This is a genomic window from Pseudomonadota bacterium (assembly GCA_026388275.1).
Taxonomy (GTDB): Bacteria; Desulfobacterota; Syntrophorhabdia; order Syntrophorhabdales; family Syntrophorhabdaceae; genus JAPLKB01.
This window is the reverse complement of sequence record JAPLKB010000028.1, coordinates 23,272-42,051: the sequence shown is the minus strand read 5'-3', so window position 1 is coordinate 42,051 and position 18,780 is coordinate 23,272. Positions and strand designations below refer to the sequence as shown.

Genomic DNA, 18,780 nt, shown 5'->3' with positions numbered 1-18,780 from the left:
TCTGCCGACACCCGGAATTCACCGGATTGAAGCTTACAGATCTGGATTCAATTTTGGGGTCTGCTTTGGAACGTTCACGTTTGGGGCCAGCATGAGAAGATTTGAAGATATGGTTGCATCCTGATAAATAAATGGGATAGAATGACTGTAAAAGCCGGACTTACGCGCTATGCTGCTTAACCCTGATTGGCGTGCGGTATTTAGGGGGACATTGTTAAGATGATAAACCTTCATCACTTCAGGATCTTCTACAGAGTGGCAAAGCGTATGAGCTACACCAAAGCAGCCGGAGACCTTTTCATAAGCCAACCCGCGGTTACCAATCAAATTAAAGCCTTTGAAGAGCAGTTGGGACTGAAGCTCTTCGAAGGAAAATCACATAAGATCCTCCTTACCGAAGGAGGCAAGTTCCTTTACGAATATGCCCGTAGACTTTTCGACCTTGAAACAGAGATTGAGAGTGCGGTAAACGATCTTAAAGGCTTAAGAGCCGGCGTTGTTTCACTGGGAACATCAAGGACCTATTCCCATACCTTTCTGCATCTCCTGATCAGTCACTTCCACAGTTTTTATCCGAATATTACGGTAAAAGTGGACGAGGCCGGGTCCCTGGATATCATTCAGAGACTCCTTGATTTTCAGAACGAGGTAATCATCTGTGTCAAAGTCGAAGAAAATCCTGATGTCTGTTTCATACCGTTTTGCAGGGAGGAACTGCTTGTAGCCCTGCCCGTAGATCATCCACTTACATGGAAAATGAATCCTTCGATCAAAGACCTGGCTGATGAAAAAATCATACTCAGAGGAAAAGGATCAGCAAGCAGGTATCTTGTGAATCTGTTGTTCGAGAGATCCGGAATTCCCTTGCATATCCATACAGAAGCGAACAATACTGAATTGATAAAAAATATGGTTCAGAGGGGAGAAGGCATTTCCTTCCTGTCAAGAATAGCCATGTCCAGGGAAATAGATGAGGGAAAATTGGCAGCCCTTTCCATTGAAGAGAATCAAGTTACCCTGGACATCAACATCGCCTACCTCAAAAACCATGTTCTGTCACCCCCTGCTGTAGTCTTTCTCAACGTCCTGCAGGAAATAGCGCCGCGCGACAGGCCGATTGGCAGCATAACTGCTCTTATAGACACATTAATGCCTTCAACCTTAGACCCCGGTAGCCTGCTCCCCTTGCCCTGATAAACATTTCTCTTTTTTATATCAATAACTGCGGGAAACATCAGATGGTGAAACCGCTCTTTATAAGCGGGAGAGGGATTGGCAAGGGTGCGAGGCGACAAGTCCGTCCGTCATTGAAAAGTGATGGGAGAAAACCGCATTTCATTCAGTACCTGTCTCTCCTTTTGATCAGTGCATGAACCGGCCTCCATTGACCAGTACGGTCTGTCCGGTGATAAAGTCGGCTGAATCTGAGGCGAGAAAAGACACCATGCCGACAACATCCTCGGGCTGCCCGAGACGGGCCAGGGGGGTGCGACTAACGTCATACTTCGTCACATCACCGCCAACCAGAGCAGTACCTGCTTCGGTCTCGGTGAAACCTACGGCAACTACATTCACGCATATATTGAAAGATCCAAGCTCTGCTGCAAGCGCTCTGGTAACCCCTACTACTCCGCCTTTAGAAGCCACGTAGTGAACAAAACCGTGTGAACCGGTAAAAAATGTTTCAGAGGCAATATTGATGATTTTTCCCTTGCCTTGCTCCTTCATGGAAGGGAAGACAGCACAGGCCGAAAGCCACGTTCCCGTTACATTAGTACTTAATACCTGATTGAACTCTTCGGGCGAAATCTCATTAAAGGCCTTCCGTGCCGGGATCAGAGCAGCGTTATTCACCAGGATATCAATCCTTCCGAACACTTTAATCGTCTCTGCAACCATTCGGTCGAGATCCTCTGTCCGGGATACGTCTATCTGAAGCCACAGGGCCTCCCCTCCTAAGTCTTTTATTTGTTCATAAGTTTTTTTAAGGCCTTCCAGATCCTTTCTCGTCACGATTACTACCTTTGCTCCTTCTTTGGCCATATTCACAGCAAAGGCACGACCGAGACCCTTGCCGGCTCCTGTGACAATTGCCACTTTTCCATCAAGTCTATTCATAGATCTCTCCTTCTATTACCGGGGCTTGCGTCGCCCCCTCCACCAGCAAAGCTGTCGGAGCCTCCCCTTCTCGCCCGCCGTGCGGACCATTTAACGTGCTGACGCCTCATTCCCTGATTGTCTTGTCGAATAATTCCACCATAGATTCAAGGAGCGCATCCGCTCCTTTCTTCGCGACATCGCCCAGCTTTTTGGTCATTATCTGAAGCTCCGCCAGGACGGTCTTGATTTCCTCGATTTTCTTGAGATACGGCCCCTCGGCCTTACTATTTCCCTTGAGCGCCTCGATGACCGATTCGGCAGCCATTATCCCGCTCTTCAGGGCAGAGCCGATGCCTTCGTGGGTAGTGGGAAATAGCATGCCCGCCGTATCACCGACGAGGAGCACATTGTCCTTCGCAGGCACGAAGGAGCCGTTGATAAGATCGTCCCAAAGGTGGGGGTTCACACAGGCATCTCGCCAAAGAGGCTTAACTCCTGAAGGAAGGCCGTAGCCTTGTAATGTCTCTCTTATGCTATCCCTTATGGGACGGAGGTTGCCTTCAATCAGAAAAAAACCTCCCTTGTAATTGATGTCGTACCGTGGAGTGGCAGTGCCGGCTGGATAGAACCAGTGGAAATAGTCCTTTTCAATCGAGAGTTCCGCCTTGTAGCACTCCCTCGCCACAGGCCGATAACGCACATGGAAATCAGGCCAGAGGCATTTCCTTATCGTGGAATATGCCCCGTCAGCACCGATCACGAACCTCCCATATAGGTGATCTGTTTCCTTGTTTTCGCCCTTGACATCGACCTCATAACCACTGGCGTGCGGCCGTATTGCGGTCACCCTTGCCATGTCCCTCAGGAGGGCACCGGCCTCAGATGCCTTAGAGGACATCCAGTAGTCCAGATCTTTCCTCCATCCGACGGGTATGGGCACCTGCATCTCAATGTAGTGTCCACTGCCCACATGAAAACCCATGCCTTTATAAGGTTCAACAAGGACATCCGCTGGTATATCTCCAAACTCCTGCTGCACGAGCTTCCTGGCCCAGTATCCCAACAGCATCCCGGAGCAGACCTTGTCCCGGGGAAGTTTCTTCTTCTCCACGAGCAGTGTTTCCAGCCCGGCATCGGCACATATTTTTGCCGCCATGCTCCCGCCAGGACCACTGCCCACAACCACAACATCCCATTTTGTTTTGTTCATAAAACCTTCCTCCCGCATTCCAAACAAGCAGTTCTACACTTGCCGCAGGCTTTTTTGCTTCTCACAAGCTTATTATCCCGCTGGTTGATACTTAAGACCCAGATCCTTTGCAATAGCCCTGTAGCAATTAAGGCTGCTGCCTCGTCCAATACCGTGGGCCGAGTGGGCAGCGTGAGAGCAGAGATAGTAATTCTTTGCAGGGAGCCGATAATTATTTACCCCTACAAAGGGTCTGAACCTCCCACATCGCTCCGGCGTGACATCAAGAGCACCCCAACCACCGCCATGCGCACAGGGGTTTCTGTTGAGCACATGATCAGGCGTGGTAATATAAGCCTCGATTAGGTTCTCCATGGTCATATTAGGCGCATACCTTGACCACTCTTTAAGCCAGCGGGGAGGCACTACCTTATTCATGCTCAACCATTTTAGTTCGGGCCAATTTCTCCACGGCCACGTAAACTCTTCAATCATTTGGGTATATCTCCCGGTCGGACAGCGTGTTGAATCATAGGCATGATCCGCCGACGCAACAGCCAGGTACACCTTGCTCGATATCCCTGTTTCCCATATTTCTTTCTGATACTGGCCGCTCAGAAAATACTCGGCATCGCTTTCTCCGAAATATAACCTCGCCGCCAGATGCATGTCCTTGTGAGAAGTAAAGGTCGGGGGTTCCATCATGGCAAGGGCGCCCCAAAAAATGCTTGTCCTTTCATATCCTGTATCATTCATAAGGACGGGCTTTTCCAGGAGTTTCTGCGCCTTCATCCATATATCGTCCGGAACATGTTCTTTGCCCAGCATATCAAGGGCCAGATTAATGCTAAGATCGCTCACCACTACGTCCGCTTTTATATCTGATCCGTCAATTAATCTTATGCCTTTCGCAGTCCCGTTTTCAACAAGTACCTTTTCGACCTCATTCAGAACAAAGAATTCTCCACCAATATCTTCATATGCCCTCAGTAAAGCATGGGTTATGCTGTGGGTTCCTCCCACTGCAACAGCTCCAGGTTCCATGGACAACATCAGGGCTAATACGTGTATAAACCACATGAGCCCGCACTTTTCGCTCGGATAAAGGCCGTGCGATGTCATATGGCATCGCATATAAAATGTCTGCAGCTCCGGACTTTCCCAGAGGGTTACTGCCTGTTCTCCTATTGTCATATCAATATACTTTGGGTCAACACCATATTTCGGATCATCAAAGAGCTCTTCCAGGGGATCTTTACCATCCCCCCAATCATCCGGCCCGCTAAAACGGAATTTTCTAAATGCCACCCTCCATCTATTCCTGTATCTTTCTATTACATCCTCGGCAACTGCAGCATCGTGTTTGCTGAATTGTGCAATCTGATTCACCAGGTCCTGTGCATTTTCAGAGGAGAACTCGTCCTTTCCGGTTATTTTATCCTTCACATCATAAATTGCTTTACCCAAGATATATCGGCCATCCGGATATACCCAGGCCTCATTGTATTCAGGGAAGGCATAGGCAAGCCCGTAGTCCCTCAGGTTGAATTCTGAATAAGCCGGATGAGAATAAAATCTGGTCCACTGTGCGCACGGGTTCATGATAAAACCAGGCAACGGCAGTTCTTCCCCGCATGCACCGCCGCCCATTTCGTGCCACCTCTCGAACATCGCCGTCTTTAAACCGGCCCTTGCCAAATAGCAGGCTATGATTGTGGCGTGATGCCCGCCGCCTACTATAACCGCATCGTATTTTTTATCTGCCATAAAACCCTCCTTATTCTTATATCTTCATTAAATTCATGCTCTTGATGGTATGGCGCCAGGTCCTTTGGGCGCAGCGCTTGGTACTCCACCTGGCCCTTTCGGAACACTTCCTGGCGCTGCTTTAGGGGCTGATGCTTCCGCCTTTGCCAATTCCCCGTAATCCGGGTCTTTTGAGAAAAAGAACTTTATACCCTTGAGGATGAGTGACGGATTTGTCACTACTACCTTCACTATCTTTCTCAAATCAGATGGATCCAAAAAAGCACGTACTGTCCAGTGCACAGGGTTCACAATTTCCATCATCATCATACGGACAGGTTCCGTGACTCCTCCCTGAGGTTCTTCCAATGTAGAAGGTACAATTGTGGTAGCAAAAATGTTCGATACCCTACCAGTGAGTAATGTCCTTCCTAAACCAGTTGATCGCATAAACATGGTATCCTCCTTATATTCCCGTTACTAAAATAGTCCTAAATCTCTGGCTTCTTTAACGCCGCGTGGTTCAGGCCACCATTTTTTAATCCCCAGATCTTCAGCAATCTTTTCTGCTGCATTAAAGCCCGGACCGTAGGTGATCATACCGCCTGAGTGAGTGGAAGCTCCGCCAACGTAGAGATTCTTTATAGGCGTATCGTGCTGGCCGCAGTATTCATTGGGTCTCATAAATCCCATCTGTAAGGGGAGATAAGCGCCCTGTTTGAAACAGCCCTGTTTCATATCAGGGAACTTGTTTTCTGTATCAAGGGGTGTACCTATATAATCCCATACGACAGTGTCTTTATTCATATTAGGTGCATATTTTTCAAGTATCTTTTTGCAGCGTTCCGCATAGGGCCTTCTGTGTTTGTTCCATCCAAGACCGCCGCCGTCTTTAAGGTTGTACGGTGCGCATTCCATGGTAATGAGACCTATGTGTTTCACGAAGCTGCCTTCTTTACGGTGTACTCTTATAGGGTCGTGTATGGAAGGGAAGCAACAGTTGAAACCGCCGTCATGGAGTTCTCCTCTTTTTGAAGCTTCAAAGTGATCGACAAGATCCTGCTCACTCTCATATCCGACTACATAGATAAGTGCGTTTTCAAGTTCCGGATGCTTATCGAATATCTTGAAATGAGGTTTTTCCGTTAAGGCAAGGTGTACGGTAAAAAAGCTCATATCAGAATAATGCCACTGATCAAGTCTTGTAATAAGTTCTGAACTGAGATGCTCTTTACCTACCATGTCATAGAAGGTCTGGTGAGGGTTAAGAGTACTGCAGACAAACTGCTTTGCCTTGAGGATTGTGCCGTCTTTAAGTTCAACTCCCTTAGCCTCATTGTTCTCTACGATAATTCTCTTTATTTCACATCCGCTTATTACCCTGCCGCCGTTCTCAGAGATATACTTACCCATAAGATGTGCTACGTGGTGAGAACCCATGTGAGACAGCTTGAAATGCCATGCACGGTTTATCATGAGAGGCACGAGGTATCCGAGACCTTCAAGGTCATAATCAAGACCCCACATGGTGGCGCAATAGAGAAACAATGCACGGACCTTATCGTTTTCAAACCATGAATCAACAATCTGTTTCGGTGTAAATCCCGTAAGTTCATCATCCCATTTTGTGGCAGGATGAAGCTCAAGCTTTGCAGCCTGTTCAATACTGGGAAGGGGGTTCACGTAACTTGCCGGGGCCAGGAATACTCCCATAGCCTCTTCGGATATGTTGGCGAAGTTCAGGAAGGTCTCTGCATCCTTTTTTGAAAACTGTGCGATAGACTCTGCTGATTTTTGCGGATCGCTGTACAGGGCAAGATATGTTCCATCCTGAAAAGGCATGACAACCTGAAGATCAGGATAGATCCATTTCAGGTCATACTTTGTCTCCAGTTCGAAATCCCTCATGGGTGGAGCCCATTCTACCATCATGTGGTAAATAGCATGGCTGTCAACAAGCATGCCGGGAAGGAGAAGGTTTTCTGTGGCCAGTCCTCCGCCTATCTCATATCTTCTTTCCAGAATCGCAACTTTCAAACCTGCCTTAGTTAAATAACCGGCAGTTGTAAGTCCATTCGGACCAGCACCAATAATAATACCATCGTATTCCAACTCTCTCATAATTCTACCTCCTGTGAGTCTCTTGTAAAACTATCAACAAAAACTATAACGACACCCTTACAAGAGACTCATGTTTATCTTATTTTTTATGGCGTTCACCACGCCTTACTTCCAATGCAATTATATTCCATCTATTCCTTGACCAGACGACTGGGTGCCATATCATGTACAAAAATTCACGCCACCTGACTGTAGATCACGCGAGTTATGCTTCCCGCAAATTGAAAAAAGAGTTTCTTGACGGGTTCCGCTTCAGCCAGGCTCATTGTGCTCTTCATCGTAAGCTCGTCCTTGAAGACCATCTCTTTCATAAACTTTGTTGATCCTTCCAGAGAAAGCCAGACCGTATAGGCATCACACCCGTGGGATTCCCAGAATGGTTTGATCACATCTTTCGTAATTTGCAGATATTCATCATGTTTCTCGATGGGGACCTCATAACTAAAAACAATCTTTAACATTGGAACACCTCCGATAGAAATTAGGTTCTGCTTAAGGCTCTGTAGCCTGAACCAAGCCACTTCGAACATAATATCAGTATAGGGCGGCGACTGTGCCGCCCTATAGGTTATATGTCCACGGTAAAGCCCGTGGCACTCTGTCCTTCCGGCTTCAATTCACACCTACTTGTCTTTGTCGAGTATGTAGATTGCCCCTTTACCCGCATCTACCCGTATCCGCATCCCTGACTTTATCTGTTCGCAGGCGACAAAGGTATTAACAATTGTGGGAAGCCCGTATTCCCGACCGATAATGGCCGTATGTGACAGGGTTCCGCCTCTATCGCCAACAACAGCTCCAGCAAGACCGAATGCAATCGTCCATTCAGGGCTTGTGCCCGGACACACCAGGATATCACCAGCCTTTAGCTCGCCGAGATCTTTACAATCCATAATAACTTTGGCAGTACCTTCTGCAATACCCGGGCAGCCGCAAATACCCACGATATCCGCCCCTATTTCCTCGGCGGTCACATTAGGCATATCGCCCACCACAATCTTGATGGCAATAGGGTCAAACGAGGGTATGAGGTCTCTGCCGACTGCTTCCATCAAGTCACCTCTATCTGTATAAAGCGGTGGTCTGAATTCACCTTCTTTACTGAACCGATCTGTCAACGCCTCCCATTCTGCCCTTCGCCTTCCGGTTAACCATCGCATATCGGCTTTGCCTGGCACCAGAACAGTTGATTCGATTTCTAAAGTGTTCATCATGAAGATGTCGTCAGGACGATCCATACACCCTTGGTCACAGAGCCACTTCCCTATGGCAAGGTAACCCCAGCGCAATATGGCCATCATGGTCATCTCGCAATAGAGGTCATGCTCCTCGCTGTAGCTAGAAGCCTTTTGGGCTAGATTAATAAGCGATTTGAACGATGCTTTCTCTGCAGGGGGCACCCTGTCCAGCATCTTCTTTACAGCATCTTCTCTTTTTACGGAAAGTTCTTTTCTTTTCTCATCCAAGGCATAATCTTGCCTTTCCGCTTCGCCTGATTCAATATAGTCTTTTACCTTCTTTACCGGGACATCGGGGGCTTCCAGCCAGGTGGGCGCCACCATATCAAAGGGATTGGTCGCTCTCCATCCCCTCTCCTGCATAAATCGATCAAATTCCCTCAACCATAACTTGCCCACCTTTGATTGTTCCAAGGTCGGAATGATCTCTTGCTGGGTCTTCGCCTTAAATACATCAGAAAGCCCCATATCTACCGCCTCCTTTGCCAGTACCCACAACTCTTTATCGACTTTATAAATTTCATTGTCGAAACCGCGCAGCATGTCTTGAAATTCTGCCCCTTTATCGTCTATGCCAAAGCGTTCCTTACACTCTTTCTCCAACAAAATCCAAGCGGAATATGATGACTGCATACCGAGAAAATGGATTTCCCACTGCCTCAGACTTGCGCGCTCAAGGTCCCAATGAAAATGGATGAAATCGATGTTGGTTGCTGTTGCTGGCTTAAACTTTCTCAACTTTCCATACATTTCGAACAGCTCTTCCTTGTTCTTCTCCCAGATTCCGTCAAAATCGTCGATAAAGGGCTGCAGGGCTTTTCTAAACTTAGGCTCCCTTTCCTTTATCTTCTCCTCGTCGGTCTCTATGAGAAAACTCCAATAGATTCCGCCGTCCTTGGCCCTTCCCTGCCAGCCGTAGCACGTAGGCAAACTGAAATATGAATTTACGTACTTCAATCCATGGGTACATCCTCTTGACCAGTAGAGCTGAAGGCCCAAGGGAGAAAGAGGCGGACATGAATGAGTGCCATCAAAGAAGTATGAATGATTTAACGGTAAATCGATCTCCGGTATCAGGTCATAACCCGGACTTACGCCCCAAATAGCATCTCCTGCCTTCAGCTTGCCCTCCTTCTCATCCTGCTCCCATTTCTTCCACATCGCCTCTTTTGAAGACACTTCACTTCTCGATCCTTCTTCTGACATTTTACCCTCCCTTTTAAATCTAAGTATTTTGAATCTCGGTGAAAATAATTTTGCTTTCCTATCCATATTGACCTGAGACTACGTAATTTTGCCTCAGATTAACAATATAGACTCTAATGCCACCTCCCCTCTGGTTATCCTTTAAAATATGCCTACTTATTATTTAAAAATTAAAATTTGAACACTACTTTCTTTATTTTTTCAGCCGTTTTGGACACATCTACTGACGACCTTAAGTTACTGGCCAATTTGTCGGCAAGGTCTTTTGATTCAGAAACCGCCTTTTTAGCCACAGATTTTGCAAGACGCGTTTGGAGCAGGAATACGTTTTTGCCTGCTGGGAAGTCAGGATCCACTGCCCACTCCATATCCTGCGGCTGTCCCAACTTTTGTTCCAAGTGTATCGCAACTTCAGCCACAGCCTTTATTTCCTCGTCGCTAAGACAAGGTTTGTCCTGTTTATCTGAAGGCACCTCAGCCCAATCAGCGCTTTTTTCCATATTGATAACACATTTCATCTTTTTACCTACGGAACTCTCCACTATCTTCAAAGTCTGCTTGTCGACTGTCCACCTGTCTACGTTCTCAACGCCGCTTACCACGCCTTCGCCTAATCCCCAATTAGCCTCGATTATGACTTTGGAGTCGTCGCCAAGTACCGGGTCAATGGTAAAACCTATCCCGGCTGCCCTAGCATTGACCATCTTTACCACCGCCACGCCAAGCATGTCGTAGTCAATGGCCAATCCTTTGCTGATGCGGAAGGCAATCGCCCTGGGGGTAAAGGCACTGGCCCACACCTTTTGCACGTGATCCACCACTTCTTCTTTTCCCTCAATGTTAAGATAGGTTTCAAACATGCCGGGCCGGCTTGCAACCCCGGCTGATCGCACAGAAACAGAGGTATTAGGAATGCCTACTCTTTTGCACAACTCATCGTAATGTTCCCATATAAGGTTTGCTATTTCTTTCGGCATTGGTTCATTTTCGATCATGCCGCGGAGTTCGGAGCTTACTCCTCTAAGACGTTCAACGCCCGCTCCTTTGAGATCTTCAAGGTTCCCGATGTATCGGCCAAGCCGCTCTCCAAGGCCACTATCCTGGAGAAACTTCTCATATAGAGCAAGGGTAAGAGAAAAACCAGGTGGGACATTCATCCCCAATCGGGTCATCTCCCCCAGGTTTGCACACTTCTTGCCTACAACAGGGGCATCGTCCTTGCATAACTCTTCAAACCAACAGATAAACATTTTCTTTTCCATTGCCTTCCTCCCCGGTTCTGAGTTTATTAGAATACCTGACTCTTTTTTACTTCTGCATTGCCTCCCTTCTCAAATTCTTTTGTCACAATTTCTTTACGGGCTTTACCTTCATTGCTTAGCTTGGATATTTTCCAATCCAACTTCTCAAACCCCTGATTGCTGCTTTTTCACACTTACATTAGTATTTTTAACGAACTCTCCAAGGGTAATCAATTCATAGTTTCTAACAACTTCGTAAGCTGTCAAATGGTTGGTAAGAACTTGACGCACTGTTTGTAATAGTTTAGACTTGGGTAATGAGACCGCCTCAGGTCAACCTTCAGCACATAATTACTTTCTATTTCGTTGCCCGCGAGGGAAGCTATAGCACCGCTTCCGACAAACTTTGCATCACTGAACCTGCAGTAAATCAACAGATCAGAGCGCTGGAGCTTCGATATGGAGTGAAGCTTATCTATGTTAAGAAAAAACGTGCCCATCTTACCAAGGCCGGTGAAAAGTTGTTTACTCATGCAGAAGGACTCTTTGATAAAGTCATGATGATCGATAATTTCCTGAAAAGTTACATGCTGACAACCCTGCATATAGGTATCTCGGGCACACTGATGTTCTATCTTGTTGGCATTATTGATAAATTTAAGGATATTTACCCTTCCGTCCAGGTTACAATGAGGCAAGCTACTTCAGCGCTTCTGGTGGAGGAACTGACCCATTTCAGGCATGACATCTGCCTTGTGGGCTCTTTGCCAAGAAGTGACGATAATCTGAGGGTACTCCGTGTCCCTGATGTCGAGCAGATGGTTTTTGTGGCCAGTCCCGACCACCCCTTAGCAGTTAGTGGTACAGTAACATGGGAGGATTTAGCTAATTACCCCCTTATCATTCAGCATGAAGGCTCCTGCGCACGGGAAATTGTACGCCGGCATTTCATGAGCAGGCGGCTGAAACCTCTGGTTGGAGCTGAGGTGGACAACATCGAGTGCGCCAAGGGGTTAGCTCGACAGAGAAAGGGGATTGCGCTGATGTTCCTGCCGAACGTCCGCGAAGAAGTGGCCCAGGAACTACTCAAGATCATCCCCGTCGTAGATGGTGAAATAAAGCTGGGGATCGATATTCTGACAAACAGGAAAATCAGCCAGTCCCCTTTAGTCGAAGCCTTTTTGAACGTTATCAGGGAACATTTTAATCTCGAGATTCTCCTCATGGACACTTAATCTGTACCCATAAGTTCAGGCTTCTTTTTTACTTCAGACAATACCCCAACAGCAGAGCAGGTCATTTGACTTAACAATTTCACCGAAAAAAGAGTCTATATTGATAAGCGACCATTTTTTGGCCTCCGAGCTTGTCCCTTCAGTTAAATCTTCGGGGACAACTATATGGTAATCCCTTGCAAATCCGTCTCGTGCCGTGGATTCTATGCAAACGTTTGCAGCCAATCCTGTTAGAATTAATGTCTTTATGTCGCCTATCTTCAGAAATTGTTCAAGGTATGTTGAAACAAAGCCGGAATGTCTGTATTTGGGTATTACAAGTTCACCTTCGATTGGTACAACTTCATAAAAGTCCGAGTATGAAGGATCATAGCGTCTTTCAATGCCCAGACGCTGATAGTGTTCAAGCGCTGCCGGTGAACTAAGGAATGATATCTTGGTCATCTTTAAATGAATGATATGTTTAAGCACTTTCCTTGCATGGTTCAGAAAAAGATTGAGCCTTACTGCAAGCGCTTTGGCAATTTCTACATCAAAGCCTGTTCTGTGGAAAACCCCGCCTTCACAGCAATAATCCTTCTGCATATCCACTATCAGAAGCGCGGTTTGTTCCGGTGCAACTTTCCGCGTCAGGTTGGTAATATCCATAAGTTCCTCCTATTTAGTTTCCGTCCTGAAAGGGGGGAGGCCAGGATCATCCTCGGACTATCCTGGCCTCGGTTTTGGGGTTGGGAATCTATATATTAGGGCTTGCTCCTGTCCCCGTAAGAGAGGTCACCCCATCATTTAAGAAAAGCTACCAGAGTTTCCCGTATTTGTAAGCGGAGTTACCCGGCGCTCTGACATATTCATGCTGTAATAACTCCTGTTTCTGTTTGTCCGATTCAGGGCACATCATTTATGCGGAAGTGACCTCCCGATAAACAAATAGAAATCCCGGCTGTTCCTGAAGTCCCGTGCCTTGCCTGGCGGAAGGGACGGGACTTCAGGAACGCCTCATCCCTATGACTGCCGGTTATCGTATTTCTGATCCAGTATTGGTGCCATGATAAAATACTTACTGAACATACTGAACCGCATCACTGTAGACCTTCTCATTTCTAAATCCTATATTTTTAAAAGTTTTGCGTAAACAGCATACATTCGGAGCGAATAAACGACCCGGGATGACAGAGAAATCTTTGTCTTTTTGCCACAAGAAACAAGACGCCAAAGGATCGATTCTGAAATAACGTACTGTACATATGCCTTGCTTTCTCACCTCTTGGGCCCGCACTTCTTGTGGCATTCGGACAAACCTTTTGGGACCTACGCCTGAGGTGTAGCGGTCGACTGCTTACCCCTGAACGGCGGGAGCAGATGATCGTCCCTTGTCGGTTTTTTGGACATTTTTGCAACCTTCCTTGGCGCCGTTTCTACATAGGCCGTCGAGATAACCATAACCAATAGTCCTGCTATTGCAGCCATCCACATAGGTGCATAGAGATCGAACTTATCGGCAAGAGCACCCGCAATAGTCGGCATAATGGCTGCACCGATAATCTCCCCTACTGCCGTAGGAACACCCACGGCTGTTCCGGCAAATTCCGGCGGTACAGCTTCCGGGGCCAGGGTGCCCACATACAGAGGGAAGAAGGCTCCACCGAACATGCCCCAGAAGAAAAAGAGGATGGCGAAAGCGCTGAGAGTAGTGCCCACAGGCATAGCGATGATCCCGACACCTGCGAGACAGCATAGCAGGCCGCTTATGATAATGGCGGGCTTACGTCCTATTCCGTCCGACAACCGTCCCATAATTATCATCCCGAGGAATCCACCGATACCGGAGGCGCCCATAGCAAGGCCGATGCCTTCCATGCTCATATTGTGAACCCTGGCAAGAAATAATGCGGAGAAGCCACTGTAAATCCATAGCCAGGCCATGACCGGTATGCTGTTTATGGTCGAAATGATTACATTCTTGTATTTGAGCACATCGGTGATTTTTACCTTATGCCCGTGCTGCATAACAACCCTTTCCTTGCCTTCTTTACGCGCCTTGATCCCTGCTGCAACAGATGCCGGCTCATGCATTAAGAATGCTGCAATTATGGCGAGGATTGCGCCCGGTATTGATATGATATAAAACACAGGCCGCCAGGACCCAAACTTTGTAAGGAGCCAGACAGCAAGAATTGGTCCCAGAAATACACCGATAAGAAAAAAACTGCCGGGGATGAGGCTTACCAGCAAACCCCTCTTCTCCTCGGGAGATTCTTCCCCTACTGTAGCAATGATTGGACCCCAGGGGCCTCCCTCAAAAAATCCCAGGACTCCCCGGACTGCGAGCATACCGCCAAGCGTATTTACCATACCGGTCATCCAGGAAAAGACAGAGGCAAGGATGGTACAACCCACAATGACCGGGCGACGGCCGAATTTGTCACCGATAGCTGCCCAGATGATCGTGCCGAAGGCCCAGATGAGCCCTGTAATGGATATGATCATACCAACATCAGTATAACTGAACTTCATCTCAGCCTGAATCGCAGGCATAATAATAGCAATGACAATACGCTGAATAGCAATAAAACCCCAGATCAAACCCGCAAGTATCGTAAATTTCAAATAATACTTCATAATCCCTCCTTTTTTTTATTTCTGTGAACCTGTAATTCTTCGAATCACCTCCCGTTTAAGAATTCAGAAGATAAAAACGATCCCCACAGCAAGCGCTCGTGGTACCGCTGCAGGGTCCACACTTCTGTAAATCGGATAAATCTCCCACCCTGCTTTTCTCACCAAACGGTATACATCTATCCCCATTCCTTCCATTGAGGGCCTGGCCTTAAGCGGATGGGCACATTTGTTTCCCTGAAGCACCTGACACTTTTCAGATGCACAGAGTGCTGCGTTACAACTGAACTGGCAAAATCCCATAGCAAGATAATATCCGTTGCCGAAGGCTATAGTTTCCAACCTGCCTGTTATTTCCATATCTTTTTTGGTCCATTCTATCCCTGATTTATGCTGCACTGTCCGTTCGGAAAATTCGGACACCGGGATCACGTCCAGTGCGAAGAGGATTGCCCATTTATAACGGCTGATCGCACGGCGAACAAAATCGATATCAGGGGCATTCGGTGGACAATAGGCACTCTTGCCGTAATGAGGACACATTGGAACAGTGCACTTGAGCCGTACCCTCTCGTCAATCTCCACCCAGTCTGCCGGTATGATTTCCGCCATTGACGCTCCAAGTTCGAGTGCCTTTTGCCTGAAATGTTCCAGGTCCTGTCGCAGTGTTTCGTAAGTTATATCCAACGTAATAAGACGCGCAGGCCCCTTTACATCGTCATCCATTTTGGATTCCTTTTTTCTGGTCTTTCAATCCTATATCAGTTATTGTTGAATCTGTCATCAAGTTTCTTTCACCCATAGATTTGAGCCCCAAATGTTCAAGAATATGGGGATACGCCCTTACCAACATCCTTTCCATTTCGGACAGGATACTTGAAACATAATCGGGATTCTCCTCGACGTAATTCCAAAGGGTATTATCCTCGGGAATGTCCTTGAACCCATAATCCTCCTGCACCAGGTACCCATCCCATCTCGACACCTCTCTTATGGTGAAGATCTTGAACTCGTTTTCCGGATAGAGTTCAGCAATGTCCTTCTTTTGGTCAGGCAATACTGCAATTATCATATCCGCCTCATCTACAACCTCAGGAGTTAGACCGCTTGTCCTCCATTCATCGGGAACAATGATGTTATGACTGAGTAGCGCTGCCCGCGTACTTTCAGCAATAGGTCTGCCAAATAAAGGTTCGGGTAGACTTATATTGAGTTCTACCATCTTGTTTTTCATCTTCCTTGTAATAAACCCCGCAGACGTTACTCTTATCTTATTAATAAGGCTCTTATCTCTTTCGCTGATCAGCTTAGAGAAGAAAAACTCAGCGTAAGGACTTCGGTTGCGATTACCGATACAAACAAAGACTAAATGGAATAACTCCTTCAATCTCTGTTTCCCCCATCACCCTTTTTCATTCCCCACCACAACACAGCACCCTATTCCTGCACCGGCATTGCCTCCCAGGTTGTGGGTCATTCCAAGACGCGGATTTTTCACCTGACGGGGTCCTGCCTTACCTTGAAGCTGCAGGTAGACCTCATACATCATCCGCAGGCCGCTGGCTCCCAGGGGATGACCGAAGCATTTCAGGCCGCCATCGGGGTTAACAGGAATTTCCCCCTTCAGTGTAAAGGTTCCCGCCTCGATGTCTTCTCTTGCCCCTCCTCGGGAACTGAAGCCAAGATCCTCGTACACAATAAGTTCATGAGCAGTAAAACAGTCGTGCACCTCAGCGCAACTTATCTCTTTGCGAGGATCTTTTATGCCTGCCTCGGCATAGACTTGCTGAGCGGCACGTACATTCTCATCAACATGGACATAATCATAATCCTGTCTCATGGAACCCTGACGGGCCCCGGCACTAATAGCCAATCCCTTGATATAGATGGGGTCGCTACGAAAATTCTTCGCCATATCGGCACGGGTAACTATAGCTGCTGCTGCCCCATCGCTGACACCGCAGCAATCAAACAAACCGAGGGGCCACGCCACGATAGGCGCTTTTACCACTTGTTCAACGGTAAGTATGTTGTGAAAATGAGCCTTGGGATTCAGGCTGCCGTTATAGTGGTTCTTCACCGCGATCTCAGCGAGAAGTCTCTTGCCTGCATCGCGGTCTATATTATAGTGGCTGAAGTAACGGGTCCCCAGATAGGCGAAGGAAGCCGGGGCACTGTACCCTGAGCCGATGGCCGAGCTTCCGTCGGGATTGTCCCCGACGATTGCCGGTCCCTTTACTCCCGTTTGTCCTGAGTCTTTGAGCTTCTCAACACCGATTGCCAGTGCAATATCGCATACGCCTGCTGCAACGGCATAGCTTGCAGCCCTCAGAGCTTCAGAACCGGTGGCACACATGTTTTCAACTCTCGTAATAGGAATGTACTGCAACCCCAGGGGCGCCAGGGTCATGGCGCTCATGCCGGAAAATACCGTCCCTATCCAGGCTGCCTGGATCGCTTTCGGTTCAATACCTGCATCCTGAAATGCTTCATAGGCAGCTTCAACAAGAAGATCCTCCACGCCCATATCCCATCGTTCCCCGAATCTTGTACAGCCCATACCTACAATTGCTATTTTATCTTTAATGCTCTCCATTGAAGTAGCTCCTTATCTTTTTTAAAACTTTAAATCGGTTTTGCCTTCCAAAAATAATTTATTATGCCCTTTCCCTGAGAGAGCTTCCTGAAAGTCATATCCACAGGCATGCCTGTGTCAACCTTACTCAAATCATAGTCAGTCAATTCACATATCAGCCTGCCTCCGCCATCAAAGTCAATAACGCCGTTAAGACCAGGGGGATTAAGTGTCGGCTGCAACTGATCTATGGCATAGGTAAAAAGTCTCCCTGTTTTATCTGAGAACTTGTAATCCTCAAAATCGTCCTTTGTCTGGCATGTCACGCAGACTCTGGAAATCTGTCCGATGGGATGAATCTGGGGAGTGCCGCACTTCCTGCACTTTGCCCCGTATAAGGCCCTGATGGTTTTACGCTCTCTCCACCTGGCAGCAAGCGACGGTTCGGCCCGTTCAGGCAGACCCGAAGGCTCAACAGGAACAAGGTTGCGCCAGATGAGATATCTCCCGTAGTCCACGGGAACCCCTTTTTTCAGCATGCTCTTCATCGATGGAGCAGATTTAATCCTGGATATACTGTCGGTAACGCGCAATATAAAAACATCAGCACCATCACCATAACCGGCAAAGAGTATCCTGTCTCCAGGTGTTGCCTCCTCAAGGGCAGCCGCCAGCATGATCATTGCCGCTGCTGTGCCGGTATTGCCGATCTGTCCGAAAAGCGGGTCCTGAACCTGATCCTTGCTGAATCCAATGGTCTTCGCAAGGTTGGCATGAGCCCTGCTGTCAGGTGCATAAAAAACTATTTTTGTGAAATCCCCCGATGTGAGGGAATATTTTTCCATAAGTTCTGTAATGACTTCTTTCATGACGGGCATATAGCCTGCTTCATCTATGAAGCGTCCTTCTCCGGATTGGATAAAAGTGTCCTTCTCTGTTCTCCATAGATCGGTAAAATCGCTGAAGATCGAATGGGTGCCTTCGATGTTTGCTATAACATTGTCCGAGCCTATCATGACTGCTGCAGCCCCGTCCCCGAGTAGTTGCTCAAACTTGCCTTTTGGGGCGCCCATGCGGCAGTCTGATGCTACTACGAGGACCTGCCTGGCAGAGCCGCTTTTGACTGCATCGACGGCTGCTTTCACCGCTGTGGTTCCAGCCCTCAGCGTGTTTGTAAAGTCCGCCGTATGACATGTTTTATAAAGGTCGGCTGCACCTGCCACAAATGCTGCACTTTGCTTCTCCTTATAGGGGGCTGTAACAGTAGCCAGATAAAGGCTGTCCACATCTCCGCCGGATCGTTTCATACAGGCCAGGGAAGCGGCTACCGCCATGGTAACAGCATCCTCATCATAGCCGGCAATTGCTTTCTCTCCTGCTCCACCCCGTGTCTGCCACATCCTTCCTATTTCTTCCAAACTAAGCCTATATCGGGGTATATAGGCACAAATTGATGTAATCCCTGCCATCTTTCCTCCTCAATCTATCCAACACATAGTATCCGTACTAACTT

The 18,780-nt window shown here is 47.6% G+C and carries 16 protein-coding genes; 2 read left to right on the top strand and 14 right to left on the bottom strand.

Annotation, left to right across the window (positions count from 1 at the left end; translation table 11 throughout):
- Positions 1-219 precede the first annotated feature (219 nt).
- Positions 220-1,194, top strand: coding sequence for a LysR family transcriptional regulator (locus NT010_07670; protein MCX5805930.1), 975 nt, complete (start codon positions 220-222; stop codon positions 1,192-1,194).
- A gap of 168 nt (positions 1,195-1,362) precedes the next feature.
- Here NT010_07670 and NT010_07665 read toward each other — a convergent pair whose 3' ends face one another.
- From NT010_07665 to NT010_07630, 8 genes are all read right to left on the bottom strand, one after another.
- A complete protein-coding gene (locus tag NT010_07665; GenBank protein MCX5805929.1) occupies positions 1,363-2,118 on the bottom strand; it encodes a 3-oxoacyl-ACP reductase FabG in 756 nt (251 codons plus the stop codon).
- Between the two features lie 106 nt (positions 2,119-2,224).
- The gene (locus NT010_07660) at positions 2,225-3,310 is read right to left on the bottom strand and encodes an NAD(P)/FAD-dependent oxidoreductase (GenBank protein ID MCX5805928.1); all 1,086 of its coding nucleotides are present in this window, start codon (positions 3,308-3,310) and stop codon (positions 2,225-2,227) included.
- A 72-nt stretch (positions 3,311-3,382) separates the two neighbouring features.
- Entirely contained in the window at positions 3,383-5,056 is a 1,674-nt protein-coding gene (locus tag NT010_07655) for an NAD(P)/FAD-dependent oxidoreductase (protein ID MCX5805927.1), read from the bottom strand.
- Positions 5,057-5,089: 33 nt separating this feature from the next.
- Entirely contained in the window at positions 5,090-5,491 is a 402-nt protein-coding gene (locus NT010_07650; protein ID MCX5805926.1) for a hypothetical protein, read from the bottom strand.
- 24 nt (positions 5,492-5,515) lie between these two features.
- Positions 5,516-7,156 carry an NAD(P)/FAD-dependent oxidoreductase gene (locus NT010_07645; protein ID MCX5805925.1) on the bottom strand — a complete coding sequence of 547 codons (1,641 nt, stop codon included), beginning with the start codon at positions 7,154-7,156 and terminating at the stop codon, positions 5,516-5,518.
- A gap of 176 nt (positions 7,157-7,332) precedes the next feature.
- The gene (locus NT010_07640; protein ID MCX5805924.1) at positions 7,333-7,617 is read right to left on the bottom strand and encodes a hypothetical protein; all 285 of its coding nucleotides are present in this window, start codon (positions 7,615-7,617) and stop codon (positions 7,333-7,335) included.
- Between the two features lie 162 nt (positions 7,618-7,779).
- Entirely contained in the window at positions 7,780-9,600 is a 1,821-nt protein-coding gene (locus tag NT010_07635; protein MCX5805923.1) for a PEP-utilizing enzyme, read from the bottom strand.
- Between the two features lie 170 nt (positions 9,601-9,770).
- Positions 9,771-10,862, bottom strand: a complete 1,092-nt coding sequence (locus NT010_07630; GenBank protein ID MCX5805922.1) for a PEP/pyruvate-binding domain-containing protein — start codon at positions 10,860-10,862, stop codon at positions 9,771-9,773.
- Between the two features lie 296 nt (positions 10,863-11,158).
- Here NT010_07630 and NT010_07625 point away from each other — a divergent pair, with 296 nt between their 5' ends.
- Positions 11,159-12,076, top strand: coding sequence for a LysR family transcriptional regulator (locus NT010_07625; protein ID MCX5805921.1), 918 nt, complete (start codon positions 11,159-11,161; stop codon positions 12,074-12,076).
- A 33-nt stretch (positions 12,077-12,109) separates the two neighbouring features.
- Here the strand turns inward: NT010_07625 and NT010_07620 are convergent, their stop codons facing one another.
- The 6 genes from NT010_07620 to NT010_07595 all read right to left on the bottom strand — a co-directional run bounded on the left by NT010_07620 (position 12,110) and on the right by NT010_07595 (position 18,736).
- Positions 12,110-12,724, bottom strand: a complete 615-nt coding sequence (locus tag NT010_07620; GenBank protein ID MCX5805920.1) for a cysteine hydrolase — start codon at positions 12,722-12,724, stop codon at positions 12,110-12,112.
- A 660-nt stretch (positions 12,725-13,384) separates the two neighbouring features.
- The gene (locus NT010_07615; protein ID MCX5805919.1) at positions 13,385-14,695 is read right to left on the bottom strand and encodes an MFS transporter; all 1,311 of its coding nucleotides are present in this window, start codon (positions 14,693-14,695) and stop codon (positions 13,385-13,387) included.
- A gap of 63 nt (positions 14,696-14,758) precedes the next feature.
- Positions 14,759-15,418, bottom strand: coding sequence for a DUF2284 domain-containing protein (locus NT010_07610; GenBank protein ID MCX5805918.1), 660 nt, complete (start codon positions 15,416-15,418; stop codon positions 14,759-14,761).
- A complete protein-coding gene (locus NT010_07605; GenBank protein MCX5805917.1) occupies positions 15,411-15,926 on the bottom strand; it encodes a hypothetical protein in 516 nt (171 codons plus the stop codon). The genes NT010_07610 and NT010_07605 overlap by 8 nt, the downstream gene beginning before the upstream one ends.
- A gap of 168 nt (positions 15,927-16,094) precedes the next feature.
- Positions 16,095-17,288 (bottom strand): acetyl-CoA acetyltransferase, encoded by a 1,194-nt coding sequence (locus NT010_07600; protein MCX5805916.1) that lies wholly within the window; start codon positions 17,286-17,288, stop codon positions 16,095-16,097.
- Between the two features lie 29 nt (positions 17,289-17,317).
- Positions 17,318-18,736 carry a hydroxymethylglutaryl-CoA synthase gene (locus NT010_07595; protein MCX5805915.1) on the bottom strand — a complete coding sequence of 473 codons (1,419 nt, stop codon included), beginning with the start codon at positions 18,734-18,736 and terminating at the stop codon, positions 17,318-17,320.
- Positions 18,737-18,780 lie beyond the last annotated feature (44 nt).